This is a genomic window from Nocardiopsis sp. CNZ308, assembly GCF_004217075.1.
Map to the genome: position 1 here is coordinate 2,940,866 of NZ_SHKJ01000001.1, position 16,905 is coordinate 2,957,770.

Here is a 16,905-nt window from a genome sequence, read left to right on the forward strand (position 1 = left end):
CTGGTATCGGACGGACGTCCACTGCCCCGCACCGTGTCCACAACCGGTCAGTGGACGGGAGGTGTCGCTACGGTTTGTGGGGGCATGGATGTATGTGAACTTGCGTGCTTTAGCTATTTAATAGTTAGACTACACAAACGTCAAACCACCGCGCGGATTGTGGACCCGCGGTGCCCGCCCAGCATGCGAGGACCGTTTCGTGCCCGACGAGACCCACGAACCCCGTGCCGAACAGCACGGTTCCGAGCTTGAGGAGTTCCAGCGCGCCTGGACCGAACTCATCAACGCGGCTCTCCACGCCCGCTCGCGCAGCGGCCACGGCCATCGGGGTGCCGAAGATCTCACTCTGACGCAGGCTCTCCTGATGGAGGCGGTGCGCGGCATGGACAGCCCCAGCGTCGGCGCCGTCGCGCACATCGTCGGTGTCTCGTCCCCCTCCGCCACCCGCATGATCCAACAGCTGGAACGCAAGGGCATGATGGCGCGCCGCCGCTCCGAGCGGGACGAGCGCAGCACCGTGGTGACCCTCACCGAGGAGGGCGAGCGGGTGCTCGCGATCCGCCGCAAGGACATGGAGCGCAAGCAGCGCCAGGTGTTCGACGCCATCAGGCCGTCGCTGCGCCCGATGGTGCTCACCCTGCTGCGCGACCTGCGCGAGGCCCTCGACGAGACCTGAGGCGCCCGGGGCCGGTGGGGTCCCCGGTACGGGCCCGGAGCCCCCGTCCGCGGGGCCTCTGCCGTCGGCAGATCTGCCCCGGGCCGAAACGGTGGAAGTCTCCCTCCCCGACGCCGCAGGCTGGGATCACCGGCCCACGGGGGCCGGTGAAGGGAGAGTGCCATGCCGACCCATGTCGCCGCCTCGGACGAGACCTCCGGCGGTGCCTTCGACGACCAGCTGGCCACGCGCCTGCTGCGCAGCCGCATCGTGCTGCTGGGCACGCAGGTCGACGAGGCCAGCGCCAACCGCGTGTGCGCGCAGATCCTGCTGCTCGCCGACGAGGACCCGCGCAGGGACATCACGCTGGCCGTCAACAGCCCCGGGGGCTCGGTGTCGGCCGGACTGGCCATCTACGACGTGATGAACTTCGTGCCCAACGACGTGTCCACCCTGGTCATGGGGTTCGCGGCCAGCATGGGCCAGTTCCTGGCCTGCGTCGGCACGCCGGGCAAGCGCTACAGCCTGCCGCACGCGCGGATCATGATGCACCAGCCCTCCGGTGGCCTGGGCGGGACGGCCGCCGACATCGCCATCCAGGCCGAGAACCTCGCGCACACCAAGCAGACCATGGTGCGGCTCATCGCCAAGCACACCGGCCAGACCGAGGAGACCATCTCCCGGGACCAGCACCGCGACGCCTGGTTCACCGCGCAGGAGGCCAGGGAGTACGGGTTCGTCGACCACGTGGTCGCGTCGGTCGCGGAGATGGACGGCGGCGGTATCCGGCTGGGCGCGGGGGCACCCGGGTTCGCCACCTACGTGAAGGGGGAGGACCGGTGAGCGGTCGTTACACGGTGCCGATGGTGGTGGAGCGCACGCCCCACGGCGAGAGGTCCTTCGACGTGTTCAGCCGACTGCTGTCGGAGCGGATCATCTTCCTGGGCACGCCGATCGACGACGACGTCGCCAACGTGGTGATGGCGCAGATGCTCCACCTCGACTACGAGTCGAGCGAGACCGACATCCAGCTCTACATCAACTCGCCGGGCGGCTCGAACACCGCGCTGACCGCCATCTACGACACCATGCGGTTCGTGCGCGCGGACGTGGCCACGGTGTGCATGGGCCAGGCGGCCTCCGCCGCGGCAGTGCTGCTGGCGGCGGGCACGGCGGGCAAGCGCACGGCCCTGGAGCACGCGCGGGTGCTGCTGCACCAGCCCTCCGGGGAGGGCCAGGGCGTGGCCGCCGACCTGGAGATCCAGGCCGAGGAGATCCTGCGGGTCCGCTCGCAGGTGGAGGAGATCCTGGCCCGGCACACCGGGCAGACGCAGGAGCGGCTGCGCGCCGACACCGACCGGGACAAGATCTTCACCGCGCAGCAGGCGAAGGAGTACGGCCTGGTGGACGGGATCATCACCACCCGCCAGGCGCACCCGGCGGCGGGGAGGCCCGCGGCCTAGGGACCGCCCGGAGCCGGGCGCCCGAACTGGGCCCCGGCTTCGCTTCGGCCTGCCGCCCTCAGGCGGCCAGCGACAGGACCCGGGCCTGGTGGGCGGGCGCGGTGGCGGGCCGGTAGTCGCCCAGACCGGTGCCCGTCCGGGTCAGCCGGGCTGTCACGGTGCGCTCGTACAGCCCGCCCAGCACGTCGGACAGGCTCAGCCCCAGGGAGCGGTAGACGGCGGCGAGCACCTCGGAGGAGGCCTCCTTGCGCCCGCGCTCGATCTCGGACAGGTAGGGCAGCGAGACCTGGGCGTCCTCGGCCACCTCGCGCAGCGTGCGGCCCTGTTCGTTGCGGGTGCGCCGCAGCAGGTCGCCGATGAGGTCGCGCATGAGGGGTTCCGGCGGCTCCTCGGCGCGCCTGCCCGCGCGGGCCTCGTCCAGGGAACTCAGGACGTCGGTCATCGGGCCTCCACGGTTGTCGTGCGCGACGGTCTCACCCGACGAGCCTACGCCGCCGCGGACTCGCGGGGGAGTGCGTCCACAGGCGTTCTGCGAACGGCAGAACCGCCCGGGCCGCGTGCGCCTGGCGTCCGCTGTCGGGCGCCCCGGCCCCAGGCGGCGACGAGCTGGCGGCCGACCAGGCCATGCCCGGGCACGTAACGCGCAAAGCCTTGGTTCCGGGCGCGTGTCCCGCGTGTTTTCGCCCTCACCGAGCGGGCAGGGGGTGGAGGCGTCAACATTCGGGAGGAACAGATGGAGATCACCGGAATCATCAGCGCGATCATCGTCGGCCTGATCGTCGGCGCACTGGGACGCCTCATCGTCCCCGGCAAACAGCACCTGCCGATCTGGCTCACCCTGATCCTGGGCATCGTGGCCGCCTTCATCGGCGGCTGGATCGCCGCGGCGCTCTTCGGTGCCGGATGGATCATCACGCTGATCATCCAGGTGCTGGTGGCCGCAGCGATCGTCTACCTCGCCGACGGCTTCTACTCCAGGGGAGCGAAGGGCCGCACCGCCTGACCCCGCGGCCGACGGACTGAGCGCCGCCGCACCGGAGGCCGACCCGCGGGGTCCGCCTCCGGGCGGCGCCGTTCCGGGCCGCTAGCCGACGGCCTCGTCCACGCCCACGGCCCGGCCCAGGCGCACCGAGGCCTCGGCGGCCTCCAGGACCGCCACCACATCCCGGCCGAAGCGCACGTCGCAGGGGTCGCCGACCTCTCCTCCCACCTGCGCCAGCAGCCGGTCGATCGCCGTGCCGAACGCCTGCACCGGGCTCCGGTCGCCGCCGGGCACCGGCACCCAGCCCCGCTCGCCGTGCAGCACGACCTCGAAGGCCTTGGCCTCGGGCGCGGCGTCCACGGTCACCGCGAACGAGCCGACCGCGCCGCTCTCGTGCCGCGTGAGCATGTGCACGGTGTCGCGCGGCCCCGCCATCGCCGTCACCTGCGTGACCGGGCCGAGCACCGGCAGCACCAGCGACAGCACGTGCGGGCCCACGTCCCACAGGCCGCCCTTCTGCTGACGCCAGCGCGAGCCGCCGTAGGGGTTGCCGGGCTCGAAGATCGAGGCGAACAGCGTCGCCCGCACGCCGTGCCAGCCGCCCTCCGCCGCGGCCGAGTCCACGAACTCCACCACGTTGTCCGAGAAGCGGCTGGTGAAGAAGACCACCGACGCCAGCCCGCGCGCCTCGGTCTCGGCGACCACGGCGTCCGCCGCCAGGGTCGACAGCGCCAGCGGCTTGTCCAGCAGCAGGTGCTTGCCCGCCCGGGCGGCGCGCAGGGCCAGGTCGCCCTGGATGTGGGGCGGAAGCGCGATCGCCACGGCGTCCACGTCGTCCAGCAGCGCCTCGAAGTCCGCGTGGGCCCGGGTCCCGTAGCGTTCGGCGAGCGCCGCCGCCTTGGCCGCGTCGCGTCCCCACACCCCCGCCAGGGTGGCGCCGGGGTGGGCGTCCAGCGCCGCGGCGTGCGTCTCCGCCGCCCAGTAGCCGGTGCCCAGCAGACCGAACCTGAGTCCCATGCGTGCTCCCTCGTCCCTTGTGTCCACCGTCTCACCATTGTCCATGGAAGCGCTCCCACAACCCCGGGCGGGGCCGCCCGCGTGCGGTTCCCCGACCGGCGCCTCAGGGGCGCAGACGGCGCGCCCCCGCGGACGGCAGGGCCCCGAACGCGGACGGTTCCTCGAAGCCCCGTTCCCGGTAGGCCTCCAGCACCGCCTTCGCGCAGGACTCCACGCGCTCGGTCTCCACCAGGGCGACCACGCACCCGCCGAAGCCGCCGCCGGTGATCCTGGCCCCCAGCGCGCCCGCGGCCAGGAGCGCGTCCACCGCGGTGTCCACCTCGGGCACGCTCACCTCGTAGTCGTCGCGCAGCGAGGCGTGGGAGGCGGTGAGCAGCGGCCCCACCTCCCGAGTGCGCCCGGACCGGAGCAGGTCCACGGCCCGCAGCACCCGCTCGTTCTCGGTCACCACGTGGCGCACCCGGCGGCGGGACACGTCGTCGGGCAGCGCGGCCAGGGCGCCCGGCAGGTCGGTGACGTCGCGCAGGGCCGCCACCCCCAGGGCGTGCGCGGCCTCCTCGCACGAGCGGCGGCGCTCGGCGTAGGCGCCGTCCACGTGCCGGTGCGGGGCGCGGGTGTCCACCACCAGCACGGTCAGCCCCTCCACGGAGGGGGCGAAGGGCACCTGCTCGGTCTCCAGGGTGCGCGTGTCCATGAACAGGGCGTGCCCCTCGGTGGAGAGCATGGACGCGGACTGGTCCAGGATCCCGCAGGGCATGCCCACGAAGTCGTTCTCCACCCGCTGGGCCAGCCGGGCCACCTCGCCCGGCGCGGGGTCGGCCCCGTACAGGGCGGCCGCGGCCATGACGGCCGCGCACGACAGCGCGGCCGACGAGGACAGGCCCGCCCCGCTCGGGATCGTGCTGTCCACCAGCAGGTCCAGCCCGTCCACCGGGTGGCCCTCGTCCCGCAGCACCCACAGCGCCCCGGCGGGGTAGGCGGCCCACCCCTCCACCGCGCCGGGGACCAGGTCGCCCACCGGGGCCGCGTACTCCTGCGGCGACTGCCGAGAGAGCAGCCGCACCCGCCCGTCCGTCCGCCGGGCGGCCGAGGCCGTCAGCGCGTGGGGCAGGGCGAAGGGGAGCACGAACCCGTCGTTGTAGTCGGTGTGCTCGCCGATGAGGTTGATCCGCCCCGGCGCGGTCCACACGCCCTCGGGCGCGTACCCGAACGCCGAGCGGAACGCGGTCGTCACGTCGTCCACGAGGTCCTGCCTTCCTGCTGTGCGATGGGGGTCAGGCCGTGCCGCGCCGCGCCAGGACGAACTCCCAGGCGTCGGCGACGGTCTCCTCCAGCGTGCGCCCCGGCGTCCAGCCCAGCTCCTGGCGGGCCCGGTCGTTGGCCGCGACCAGGACGGCCGGGTCGCCCGCGCGGCGCGGGCCGTCCACCACGGGCACCGGGCGGCCGGTCACCCGCCGGACCGCCTCGATCACCTCGCGCACGCTGTGCCCGCCGCCGGTGCCCAGGTTGTGGACGCGGAAGACGCCCGGGCGCACGCTCTCCAGGGCGCGCAGGTGCGCGTCGGCCAGGTCGGCGACGTGCAGGTAGTCGCGCACCGCCGTCCCGTCCCGGGTCGGGTAGTCGGTGCCGAACACGCTGGCGTGCCCGTCCCCTTCGGCGGCCACCCGCAGCAGGTTCGGCACCAGGTGAGTCTCGGTCTCGTGCCGCTCCCCGAAGCCCAGGTGCGCCCCGGCCACGTTGAAGTAGCGCAGGCTCACCGCGCCGACACCGTGCGCCGCGGCCCACGACTCCAGCATGTGGTCGACGGCGAGCTTGCTCGCGCCGTAGGGGCTGGTGGGCGCCGCCGGGTCGGTCTCGCGGATCGGCGCGTCGCCCGCGGGGTCGCCGTAGACGGCGGCGCTGGAGGAGAACACCACGCGCCCCACGCCGTGGCGCCGCACGGCCTCCAGCAGCGCCAGCGTTCCCGACACGTTGGTGTGCCAGTACTTGCCCGGGTCCGCCACCGACTCGCCCACCAGGGACTTGGCGGCGAAGTGCAGCACGGCGTCCACGGACGGGTCCAGCACGTCGGCGGCCTCGCGCACGTCGGCCACCACCAGCCGGGCCCCCTCGGGCACGGCGTCCGCGTGCCCGGTGGACAGGTCGTCCAGGACGGTCACGGAGTGGCCCGCCCGCAGCAGCAGGGCGGTCACCACGCTCCCGACGTACCCGGCGCCCCCGGTGACGAGCAGCTTCACGGCGCGACCTCCCGCAGCCGCTCGGCGACGGTCTCGGGCGCGACGTCGCTGATGAACGCGCCCATGCCGGACTCGGTTCCGGCCAGGTACTTGAGCTTGCCCGGCGCGCGCCGCACCGAGAACAGCTCCAGGTGCAGGTGGGCCAGATCGCGCCGGTCGCGCACGGGCGCCTGGTGCCAGGCGGAGATGTAGGGCAGGGGCGCGTCGTAGAGCGCGTCGAAGCGGCGCAGCACGTCCAGGTAGAGGCGGCCGAAGTCCTCGCGCTCCTCCTCCGACAGCGCGGGCAGGTCGGGCACCTGCCGGTGCGGGTACAGGTGCACCTCCACGGGCCAGCGGGCCGCGGCCGGGACGAAGGCCGTCCAGTGCTCGGTCCTGGCCACCACCCGGATCCCGGCCTCCTGCTCGGCGCGCAGCACGTCGGCGAACAGCGAGCCGCCGGTGCGCTCGCGGTACTCCTCGGCGGAGTCGAGCATCCGCCGGGTGCGGGGGGTGACGAAGGGGAACGCGTAGATCTGCCCGTGCGGGTGGTGCAGGGTCACCCCGATCTCGGGCCCCCGGTTCTCGAAGCAGTACACCTGCTCCACGCCCGGCAGCGCCGACAGCGCCTCGGTCCGGTCGACCCAGGCGGCCATGACCGTGCGGGCCCGCTCGGGGCCCAGGTCGGCGAAGGACGCGTCGTGGTCGGAGCCGAAGACGAGGACCTCGCAGCGGCCCGCGGCCACGCGCCGGGACGGCTCCAGCTCCCCGACCCCCTCCAGGACGCGGCCGTCGTCGCGCACCAGCGAGGGGAAGCGGTTCTCGAAGGCGATCACGTCGTAGGAGGCGGCCGGGACCTCGGTCAGGCGCCCCTCCGCCGAGGGGCACAGCGGGCAGTCGTGGCTGGACGGCAGGTGGGTGCGGCCCTGGCGGTGGGAGGCCACCACGACCCACTCGCGCAGCAGGGGGTCGAAGCGCATCTCCGCGCCCGTCGCGGACGGGGGCAGATCGCGCAGGTCGGGCGCGGGATCGCGGGCGGTGCCGCCCTCGTCGAAGTAGACGATCTCGCGGCCGTCGGCCAGCCGGGCCGAGGTCCTCCTCATCCGTCCTCCTTCTTCCTCGGTCGCACGTCGGCGACCACCAGGCGGCCCACGTGCTCGGTCAGCGCGGCCCGGACGGCCGGGTCGGTTCCGGAGTCGGTGACCAGCACGTCGCAGCGGTCCAGCGGCGCGATGGTGCTGATCCCGACCGTGCCCCACTTGCTGTGGTCGGCGGCGACCACGAGGGAGGCGGCGGCCTCCACCAGGGCGCGGTTGGTCTCGGACTCCATGAGGTTGGGCGTGGTGAACCCGGCGCGCTCCTGCATGCCGTGCACGCCCAGGACGAGGACGTCCAGGTTGAGGCCGCGCACGGAGGCGAGCGCGAGCGGGCCCACGAGAGCGTCGGAGGGCGTGCGGAAGCCGCCGGTGAGCGCCACGGTCTGGTCGGGCCGCGCGGCCCGGTGGAACACCTCGGCCACGCGCAGCGAGTTGGTGACGACCGTCAGCCCCGGCGTGTCGGCGAGGTACTCGGCGACGGTGGCGGTCGTGGTGCCCGCGGACAGGCCCACGGCGCTGTGCGGCTCGACCAGCTCGGCCACGGCCCGCGCGATGGCGTGCTTCTCGTCCTCCTGGCGGGTGGACTTGGCCTCGAAGCCGGGCTCCTCGGTGCGCGCGCCCTCCGGTGCGACGGCCCCGCCGTGCACCTTGCGCACCTCGCCCCGGCTCTCCAGGGCGTCGAGGTCGCGGCGCACGGTCATGTCCGACACCGAGAGGCTCTCGACCAGGTCGGCCACCCGCACCGCCCCGCTGCGCCGCACCTGTTCGAGGATCAGCTCCTGCCGTTGCGCAGCCAGCATCCGCCCCCCAGGCATGATCGAAAATGTGGGAATGTGTTGGATCTAGTGTTCCAGGTTCCCCTCCGGTGTCAATGGTACCCACCCTCCCGCTGGAAAACTGTTGGAAAACGTTGGGACCTGTTGACAGGGCCGGGGGTGCGTGTCGAACATATTAAAACGTTCGTGTGACCGCCTTCACAACATTGCACCCCCTTCGAAGGAGGCCCCCATGCACCACGGACCACCGGGATCACCGGGTCCGCCGGGCCTGAGGCGACGCACCCTGCTGCGCGGCCTGGCCGGCGCCGGAACGCTGCTGGCCCTGCCCGCACTGGCGGGGTGCGGCGCGGGCCGGCGCGGGGACCCGGACCTGGTCACACTCGCCTCCAACCGGGCCAACCCCGCCCAGCGCGAGGCCATCGCCGAGAGCGTCGGGCTCTTCGAGGCGGACTCCGGGCTGACCGTGGAGGTCAACACCTTCCAGTCCACCGCCTTCCAGGAGAGCGTCAACAACTACCTCCAGGGCACCCCGGACGACGTCATCGGCTGGTTCGCGGGCTACCGGACGCGCTTCTTCGCCGAACGCGGCCTCATCAGCGACGTCTCCGAGGTCTGGGACCGCCACCTCGGGGACGCGTTCACCGAGCAGATGCGCGGACTGTGCACGGCCGACGACGGCAAGCAGTACATCGTCCCCGACTCCACCGCGCCCTGGGCGGTCTTCCACCGCAGGAGCGTGTTCGAGGAGCACGGCTACGAGGTCCCCACCACCCGCGCGGAGTTCGAGGAGCTGTGCGTGCGCATGCGCGCGGACGGGCTCGAACCCCTCGCCTCGGGCATCCGCGAGGGCTGGCCCGCGATGGGCATGTTCGACCACCTCAACCTGCGGCTGAACGGACCCGAGTTCCACCTGGAGCTGCTCAACGGCGACCACTCCTGGGACTCCGCCGAGGTCAGGAGCGTCTTCGGCACCTGGGCCGAGCTGCTGCCCCACCACCAGCCCGACCCCCTGGGCCGGGGGATCAACGAGGCGCAGACCGCCCTGGTCCGTCGCGAGGCCGGGATGATGCTCTGCGGCATGTTCATCACCCACGTCTTCCCCGAGGGGGAGGACCTGGACGACCTGGACTGCTTCGCCTTCCCCGAGTTCGACCCCGCGATCGGCGCCGACGCCGTCGAGGCGCCCATCGACGGGTTCATGCTCTCCGGTGACCCGCGCAACCCCGACGGGGCACGCGAACTCGTGGGGCACCTGGGCACCCTCCGGGCCCAGGAGATCTACACAGCCATCGACCCGCAGGCGCTCCCCACCCACCTGGACGCCGACACCAGCGGGTTCAGCGCACTCGACGCCAAGGTCAACGACATGGTCGCCAACGCGGGAGCGCTCACCCAGTACATGGACCGGGACACCCGTCCCGACTTCGCGTCCGTCGTCATGATCCCCGCGCTCCAGCGCTTCCTCCGACAGCCGGACGACATCGCCGACCTGACCGCCAGCATCCAGCGCCAGAAGGTCTCCATCTTCGGCGGCTGAACCAGAAGGGAGAGCAGGTGTGGTGTCGAACGCCCCCTCACCGCCTCGAAACCCGACCCGGGGGTCCGCACAGGCCCCGCCCGGCCGGTCCCCGCGCGCACGCGGGAGCATGCGCCACAGCCGAGGGGACCGGATCGCCCTCGGCCTGATGCTGGGCGTGCCCGCCCTGCTCGTCGTGGGCCTGGTCTGGCTGCCCGCGATGGCCACGGTCGTCCTGTCCTTCACCCGCTGGGACGGCATCGGCGGCCTGGACACCATCGAGTGGATCGGGACGCGCAACTACACGGACGCGTTCACGATCTACCCGCCCTTCGCACCGGCCCTGCGCAACAACCTGGTCTGGCTGGTGGCGCTGTTCGCGGTCCCCACCCTCCTGGGGATGTTCCTGGCGGTGCTGCTCGACCGCGAGCTGCGCGGCGGGTCGGTCTACCAGAGCGTCTTCTACATGCCGGTCGTGCTGTCGCTGGCCCTGGTCGGGTTCATCTGGCAGCTGATCTACTCCCGTGACCAGGGGCTGCTCAACGCCTTCCTCGCCGTGGTCGCCGACGTCCCGCCCGTGGACTGGTTCGGCGACTCCGAGATCAACCTGTACGCGGTCCTGGTCGCGGCCGGGTGGCGGCACACCGGCTACATCATGCTGCTCTACCTGGCCGGGCTGAAGGCGGTCGATCCCTCCCTGCGCGAGGCCGCCGCCATCGACGGCGCCGGGCCGGTGCGCACGTTCACCCGGGTCGTCTTCCCGGCCCTGCTGCCCATCAACCTGGTCGTGCTCGTCGTGACCGTCATCGACGCGCTGCGCGCCTTCGACATCGTGTGGATCATCAACCGCGGCCGCAACGGCCTGGAGCTGATCTCGGCGCTGGTGACCTCCAACGTCATCGGCGAGGCCAGCCGGGTGGGCTTCGGCTCGGCGCTGGCCGTGATCATGCTGGTGATCTCGCTGGTGTTCATCGTCGTCTACGTGTCCACCATGCTGAGAGGGGCCTACCGGTGACCGCCACGACCCTCCCCGACGCGCCTCGACAGCACCGCCGTCGCAGGATCCGCCCGGCCCGGCTGGTGCTGCACGCCTTCCTCTGCGCCACCGCGCTGGCCTGGTTCTTCCCCATCCTGTGGGCGCTGGTCAACTCGCTGCGCGACTACGAGTACACCGCCCTGCACGGCTACCTGTCCCTGGGCGGGTTCACCCTGGACAACTACGCGCGGGCGTGGAACGAGGGCGAGCTGCCCGGCTACTTCTGGAACTCGCTGGTCATCACGGTCCCGGCCGTGCTGCTGACGCTGTTCCTGTCCTCCTGCGCGGCCTTCGTGCTCTCCAGCCACTCGCGCGGGTTCAACCTGACCATGCTCGCCGTGTTCCTGGCCGCGAACCTGCTCCCGGCCCAGGCGCTGCTCGTCCCGCTGTTCCGGCTCTACACCTCCATCCCCCTGCCGTACTGGATCAGCGAGTCCGGCTCCCTCTACGACAGCCACATCGGCGTGGTCCTCATCCACACGGCCTTCCAGATCGGGTTCTGCACGTTCGTGCTGAGCAACTTCATGAAGGCCATGCCCGCCTCCCTGCTGGAGGCGGCCAGGGTGGACGGGGCGTCGGTCTTCCAGCAGTACTGGAGGGTGGTGCTCCCGCTGTGCCGCCCGAGCCTGGCGGCCCTGGCCACCCTCCTGGTCACCTGGATCTACAACGACTTCTTCTGGGCGCTGGCACTGCTGTCCAGCGGGGACAAGCTGCCCATCACCACCGCCCTCCAGAACCTCCAGAGCGCCTTCTTCGTCGACTACAACCTGCTCTCGGCCGGGTCGATCATCGTCGCCCTGCCCACGCTCGTCGTGTTCTTCGCGCTGCAACGCCACTTCGTCGCCGGACTCACCCTGGGAGCGAGCAAGGGATGACCCACCGCACCGTCAGCCTGCGCGCGGCGGGGACCGCCCTGGTCCTCGCCGTGCCCGAGGCCGGACTTCCGCACGTCCTGCACTGGGGCGCCGACCTGCCCGACGGCGAGGGGCTGGCCGAAGCCGCGGCGCCCTCCGCCGCGCACAACGACGTGGACACGCCCCAGCGGCTGTCCCTGGTGCCGGTCCAGGGGGAGGGCTGGCGCGGCCACCCCGGCGTCTCCGGCCACCACGAGGGCCGGGTCACCTTCCCCGAGTGGACCGTGCGCGAGACCTCCGTGCAGCCGCTGGAGGACGCCGCCCCCGGCGTGGGCGGGGCCCTCACGGTCCTGGCCGAGGCCGAGGGGATCGCGCTGCGCTGCGAGCTGCGCATGGAGGCCTCCGGGCTGGTCCGCGCCCGCAACACGGTCACCAACACCGACGCCGCGCCGTGGACCCTGGACGCCCTGCGGGTCACCCTGCCCCTGCCCCGCGAGGCGGGCGAGGTCCTGGACCTGACCGGCCGCTGGTGCCGCGAGCGCTCCCCCCAGCGGCAGGAACTGGCGACGGGCACCCGCCTGCGCGCCTCGCGCCGGGGCCGGACCGGACACGACGCCGCGCTGGTCCTGGCCGCCGGGACCCCCGGGTTCGGGTTCCGCCACGGCGAGGTGTGGGGCGTGCACACCGCCTGGAGCGGCGACCACGTCCACCTGGCCGAACGCCTGCCCGAGGGCGCCGGGCAGGCCGACGCCGTGCTCGCGGGCGGCGAACTGCTCCACCCCGGCGAGGTGCGCCTGGACCGGGGCGCCTCCTACTCCACCCCGTGGGTGTTCCTCTCCTGGTCCGACCGGGGGCTGGACGGGATGTCCGCGCGGATCCACCGCTGGCTGCGCGCCCGGCCCGGCCACCCCTCCACCCCGCGCCCGGTGGTGCTCAACACCTGGGAGGCCGTCTACTTCGACCACGACCCCACCACCCTCAGGCGGCTCGCCGACACCGCCGCGCGGATCGGTGTGGAGCGGTTCGTGCTGGACGACGGCTGGTTCCGGGGCCGCCGCGACGACACCGCCGGACTCGGCGACTGGACCGTGGACACCGGCGTGTGGCCCGAGGGCCTGCACCCGCTCTTCGACCACGTGCGCTCCCTGGGCATGCAGGTCGGGCTGTGGGTGGAGCCGGAGATGGTCAACCCCGACTCCGACCTGGCCCGCGCCCACCCCGAGTGGTTCCTGGCCGCCGAGGGGCGCCCGGCCCCGCCCAGCCGCCACCAGCAGCTCCTGGACCTGTCCCGCCCCGAGGCCTTCCGGTACGTGTTCGAGCACCTGGACGCGCTGGTCGCCGAGTACCGGCCCGACTACCTCAAGTGGGACCACAACCGCGACCTGCTCGAACCCGTGCACGCCCCCACCGGCGTGGCCGGGACGCACCGCCAGACCCTGGCCGTCTACGCGCTGCTGGACCGGCTGCGCGCCGGGCACCCCGGCCTGGAGATCGAGTCGTGCTCCTCCGGCGGGGGCCGGGTGGACCTGGGGATCCTGGAACGCGCCGACCGCGTGTGGGCCTCCGACACCAACGACCCCCTGGAGCGGCTGGCCGTCCAGCGCTGGACCTCCCTGCTGCTGCCGCCCGAACTGGTCGGCAGCCACGTCGGCGGGCGCACCGCGCACACCACCGGCCGCGACGCCGACCTGTCCTTCCGCTGCCTGACCAGCCTCCTGTCCCACGCCGGGATCGAGTGGGACCTCACCCGCCGCACCGACGACGAGCTGGCCGCGCTGACCTCGTGGATCGCGCTGTACAAGGAACTGCGCCCGCTGCTGCACTCGGGCGAGGCCGTGCACGCCGACGCGCCCGACCCCGCCGAACAGCTCGACGGCGTGGTCGCCCCGGACGGGAGCGAGGCGGTGTTCCGCTACGCCCGGCTGGCCACCTCCGTCCGCGCCCTGCCGGGGCGGGTCCGGCTGCCCGGCCTGCGCGAGGACCGCGTCTACCGCCTGACGTGGCGGCCGGAGGCGGGCCAGCCCTCGACCACGCAGCGCGTGCTCCCGGAGTGGTTCGCCAGAGGCGAGGCCACCGTGTCGGGGGCGGTGCTCACCCGCTCGGGCGTGCAGCTGCCCAACCTCAACCCGTCCCAAGCCCTGCTCCTGCACCTGAGGGAGGCCTGACGTGCCCGCCATCCGCAAGCCCGCCTACCTGGAGGACTTCGCGCCCTCCGAGGGGACCCTCGCGCCCCGCGCCCGCTTCTCCTCCGACGCCCCGTCCCTGGACCTCAACGGCACGTGGCGGTTCCGGCTGCTCGACCGCGCGCGGGCCGACACCGACGGGTTCGAGGAGCCCGGCCACGACGACTCCGGCTGGGCCGAACTGCCGGTGCCCGCCCACTGGCAGATGCACGGCCACGGCGCCCCCGCCTACACCAACATCTCCTACCCCTTCCCGATCGACCCCCCGTACGTGCCCGACGACAACCCGACCGGCGACCACCGGCGCGTCTTCGACCTGCCCGGGGAGTGGCCCGAGGGGGCGGCGGTCCTGCGCTTCGACGGGGTCGACTCCTGCTTCCGCGCGTGGCTGAACGGCACCGAGCTGGGCTTCTCCACCGGGAGCCGCCTGGCCGCCGAGTTCGAGGTCGGCCACCTGCTGCGCCCGGGGCGCAACACCCTGGCGGTGCGCGTCCACCAGTGGTCGGCGGCCAGCTACCTGGAGGACCAGGACATGTGGTGGCTGTCGGGGATCTTCCGCGACGTCACCCTCCTGGCCCGGCCCGCCGACGGGGTCGGCGACCTCGCGGTGAGCGCCGCCTACGACCACACCACCGGCACGGGGACCCTGCGCGTGGACGTGGCCGGATCCGCCGACGCCCTGGTCAGCGTCCCCGAACTGGGCCTGGTGGACGCCGCCGCCGGTGTGGACCACGAGGTCGGCGCGGTCGAGCCGTGGACGGCCGAGACGCCCCGCCTGTACGGGCTGGAGGTGCGCACACCGGGGGAGCGGGTCCGGACGCGGACGGGCTTTCGGACCGTGGAGGTCTCCGGCGGGCTCCTGCGGGTCAACGGCCGCCCCCTGCTGCTGCGGGGCGTGAACCGCCACGAGTGGCACCCCGACCACGGCCGCGCCGTGCCCCGGGAGACCATGCGCGAGGACGTGCTGCTGATGAAGCGGCACAACGTCAACGCCGTGCGCACCAGCCACTACCCGCCCCACCCGGACTTCCTCGACCTGTGCGACGAGCTGGGCCTGTGGGTCGTGGACGAGTGCGACCTGGAGACCCACGGGTTCGAGGAGGTCGGCTGGCGCGGCAACCCCTCCGACGACCCGCGCTGGCGCGAGGCCTACCTGGACCGGATGCGCCGCACCGTCGCGCGCGACCGCAACCACCCCAGCGTCGTCCTGTGGTCCCTGGGCAACGAGTCCGGGACCGGGGAGAACCTGCGGGCCATGGCGGAGTGGACCCGCGAACACGACCCCTCCCGGCCGCTCCACTACGAGGGGGACCGCGACAGCTCCTACGTGGACGTGTACTCGCGCATGTACGCGCCGCACGAGGAGGTGGACGCCATCGGCCGTCGGGAGGAGGCGCCGACCGCCGATCCGGCCGCCGACGGGCACCGGCGCGGACTGCCGTTCGTCCTGTGCGAGTACGGGCACGCCATGGGCACCGGCCCCGGCGGGCTGGAGGAGTACCAGCGGCTCTTCGAGGAGCACGAGCGCTGCCAGGGCGGGTTCGTCTGGGAGTGGATCGACCACGGGGTCCGCCGCCGCGAGCCGGACGGCACCGCGTGGTTCGCCTACGGCGGCGACTTCGGCGAGGCGCTGCACGACGGCAACTTCGTCGCGGACGGCCTGCTGCTGCCCGACCGCACGCCCAGCCCCGGGCTGGAGGCCTACGCCAAGACCGTCGAACCGGTCCGCGTGGTCCCCGACCCGGCCGCCGGGACCGTCCGCGTCACCAACACCTGGGACTTCCGGGACACCGCGGGCCTGGCCTTCGTCTGGAGGGTCGAGGGTGAGGGGATCCTCCTCGGGGAGGGCCCCCTGGACGTGCCGGTGCTCGCCGCCGGGGAGAGCGCCGAGGCGGCGCTGCCCGCGCTGCCCGAGCCGTCCGGGGAGACCTGGCTGACCGTGTCCGTCCGACTGGCCGAGGACCAGCCCTGGGCCCCGGCCGGGCACGAGCTGGCCTGGGGGCAGGCCGAGGTGGGCGCTCCCGGTGCGCGGGGCGCGGTAGCACCGGGGTTTCCGGGTGCGCGGGAAGGGACGAGCGCGTCGGAGGAGTCGGACGTGCCGCGAGAGTCGCGGGCATCGGGGGATCCGGGTGCGTGGGCGGGGGCGGAGGGGACTGCCGTGCTTCCGGCGTCCGCCGCGGGGGACGGTTCCGCTCCGCCTCCGCCGTCCGCCGGGCAGGACGGCGCCGTGCGGATCGGCCCCGGCCTGCTGGACGCGGGAACCGGCGCGCTGCTCTCCGTCGGCGGCCTGCCCGTGGACGCGCCGGCCGTGGACCTGTGGCGCGCCCCGACCGACAACGACGTGGCCCGGCACGGGGACTCCGTGGCCGTCCCGTGGCGCGCGGCGGGGCTGCACCGGCTCACCGAGCGCCTGCTGTCCACCGGCTGGGAGGGCGGCGCGTTCGTCGTCCGGACGCGGCTGGCCCCGGCGGCCCAGGAGTTCGGCATGCGCGCCGCCTACCGGTGGGGCACCGACGGGGAGCGCCTGCTCCTGACCGTGGAGGCCGAGGCGGAGGGGGAGTGGCCCTGCCCGCTGCCGCGCTTCGGCGTGCACGTCGGCCTGCCCGCCTCCCTGGGCGAGGCGGAGTGGTTCGGCCGCGGACCCGGGGAGGCCTACCGGGACGTGTCCCAGGCCGCGCGGGTCGGCCGCTTCTCCAGCACGGTCGACGGCCTCCAGACGCCCTACCTGCGGCCCCAGGAGAACGGCAACCGCGTGGACGCCAGGTGGCTCGTCCTGCGGGCGGAGGACGGGACGGGCCTGCGGGTGGAGGGCGACCCGGTGTTCGACTTCACCGCGCGCCGCTGGGACACGGCGGCGCTCGACGCGGCCGACCACCCGCACGAACTGGTCCCCGGTGACCGGATCCACCTGCACCTGGACCAGGCGCACCAGGGCGTGGGCTCGGCCTCGTGCGGCCCCGGGGTGCTCCCCGACCACCGCCTGACGGCCGGGAGCCACCGGCTCCGGCTCGCCCTGGTCCCGCTGGTCCGGTGACCCGGGAGGGTCCCCGGTCCGCGGCGGCGCGGTGACCGGCCCGGGGCCGCGCACCCCTCCGGGGCGCCGCCCCCGG

Annotated in this window: 15 protein-coding genes; 9 read left to right on the forward strand and 6 right to left on the reverse strand. The window is 73.6% G+C overall.

The annotated features are described in order from the left end of the window. Positions 1-199 precede the first annotated feature (199 nt). The 3 genes from EV372_RS12785 to EV372_RS12795 all read left to right on the forward strand — a co-directional run bounded on the left by EV372_RS12785 (position 200) and on the right by EV372_RS12795 (position 2,118). The gene (locus EV372_RS12785) at positions 200-676 is read left to right on the forward strand and encodes a MarR family winged helix-turn-helix transcriptional regulator (protein ID WP_130396184.1); all 477 of its coding nucleotides are present in this window, start codon (positions 200-202) and stop codon (positions 674-676) included. Positions 677-838: 162 nt separating this feature from the next. Next, positions 839-1,498 (forward strand): ClpP family protease, encoded by a 660-nt coding sequence (locus tag EV372_RS12790; protein ID WP_013155886.1) that lies wholly within the window; start codon positions 839-841, stop codon positions 1,496-1,498. Next, a complete protein-coding gene (locus EV372_RS12795) occupies positions 1,495-2,118 on the forward strand; it encodes an ATP-dependent Clp protease proteolytic subunit (protein WP_130396185.1) in 624 nt (207 codons plus the stop codon). The genes EV372_RS12790 and EV372_RS12795 overlap by 4 nt, the downstream gene beginning before the upstream one ends. A 58-nt stretch (positions 2,119-2,176) precedes the next feature. Here EV372_RS12795 and EV372_RS12800 read toward each other — a convergent pair whose 3' ends face one another. Next, a complete protein-coding gene (locus tag EV372_RS12800; RefSeq protein ID WP_013155888.1) occupies positions 2,177-2,560 on the reverse strand; it encodes a helix-turn-helix domain-containing protein in 384 nt (127 codons plus the stop codon). Positions 2,561-2,851: 291 nt separating this feature from the next. Between EV372_RS12800 and EV372_RS12805 the strand changes: the two genes are divergently transcribed. After that, the gene (locus EV372_RS12805; RefSeq protein ID WP_130396186.1) at positions 2,852-3,121 is read left to right on the forward strand and encodes a GlsB/YeaQ/YmgE family stress response membrane protein; all 270 of its coding nucleotides are present in this window, start codon (positions 2,852-2,854) and stop codon (positions 3,119-3,121) included. An 81-nt stretch (positions 3,122-3,202) separates the two neighbouring features. Here the strand turns inward: EV372_RS12805 and EV372_RS12810 are convergent, their stop codons facing one another. From EV372_RS12810 to EV372_RS12830, 5 genes are all read right to left on the reverse strand, one after another. Continuing rightward, positions 3,203-4,117 carry a Gfo/Idh/MocA family protein gene (locus EV372_RS12810; RefSeq protein ID WP_130396187.1) on the reverse strand — a complete coding sequence of 305 codons (915 nt, stop codon included), beginning with the start codon at positions 4,115-4,117 and terminating at the stop codon, positions 3,203-3,205. Positions 4,118-4,220: 103 nt separating this feature from the next. Further along, positions 4,221-5,360 (reverse strand): galactokinase, encoded by a 1,140-nt coding sequence (gene galK, locus EV372_RS12815; RefSeq protein ID WP_130396188.1) that lies wholly within the window; start codon positions 5,358-5,360, stop codon positions 4,221-4,223. 31 nt (positions 5,361-5,391) lie between these two features. After that, positions 5,392-6,354 carry a UDP-glucose 4-epimerase GalE gene (galE, locus tag EV372_RS12820; RefSeq protein ID WP_130396189.1) on the reverse strand — a complete coding sequence of 321 codons (963 nt, stop codon included), beginning with the start codon at positions 6,352-6,354 and terminating at the stop codon, positions 5,392-5,394. Further along, on the reverse strand, positions 6,351-7,433 hold the full coding sequence (gene galT, locus EV372_RS12825) for a galactose-1-phosphate uridylyltransferase (protein ID WP_130396190.1): 1,083 nt from the start codon (positions 7,431-7,433) through the stop codon (positions 6,351-6,353). Before galT ends, galE begins: the two co-directional genes overlap by 4 nt. After that, positions 7,430-8,227: a DeoR/GlpR family DNA-binding transcription regulator gene (locus EV372_RS12830; protein ID WP_130396191.1), complete on the reverse strand. Its 798-nt coding sequence runs from the start codon at positions 8,225-8,227 to the stop codon at positions 7,430-7,432. Before EV372_RS12830 ends, galT begins: the two co-directional genes overlap by 4 nt. A gap of 208 nt (positions 8,228-8,435) precedes the next feature. On the opposite strand from EV372_RS12830, the gene EV372_RS12835 reads away from it, so the two are divergent. The 5 genes from EV372_RS12835 to EV372_RS12855 all read left to right on the forward strand — a co-directional run bounded on the left by EV372_RS12835 (position 8,436) and on the right by EV372_RS12855 (position 16,829). Next, positions 8,436-9,743, forward strand: coding sequence for an ABC transporter substrate-binding protein (locus tag EV372_RS12835; RefSeq protein WP_130396192.1), 1,308 nt, complete (start codon positions 8,436-8,438; stop codon positions 9,741-9,743). Between the two features lie 109 nt (positions 9,744-9,852). Continuing rightward, positions 9,853-10,737, forward strand: coding sequence for a carbohydrate ABC transporter permease (locus EV372_RS12840; protein ID WP_130396193.1), 885 nt, complete (start codon positions 9,853-9,855; stop codon positions 10,735-10,737). Next, positions 10,734-11,633, forward strand: coding sequence for a carbohydrate ABC transporter permease (locus EV372_RS12845; RefSeq protein WP_130396194.1), 900 nt, complete (start codon positions 10,734-10,736; stop codon positions 11,631-11,633). The genes EV372_RS12840 and EV372_RS12845 overlap by 4 nt, the downstream gene beginning before the upstream one ends. Beyond that, on the forward strand, positions 11,630-13,777 hold the full coding sequence (locus EV372_RS12850) for an alpha-galactosidase (RefSeq protein WP_130396195.1): 2,148 nt from the start codon (positions 11,630-11,632) through the stop codon (positions 13,775-13,777). Before EV372_RS12845 ends, EV372_RS12850 begins: the two co-directional genes overlap by 4 nt. A gap of 1 nt (position 13,778) precedes the next feature. Beyond that, positions 13,779-16,829, forward strand: coding sequence for a glycoside hydrolase family 2 TIM barrel-domain containing protein (locus tag EV372_RS12855; protein WP_130396196.1), 3,051 nt, complete (start codon positions 13,779-13,781; stop codon positions 16,827-16,829). The last annotated feature ends 76 nt before the right edge of the window (positions 16,830-16,905 follow it).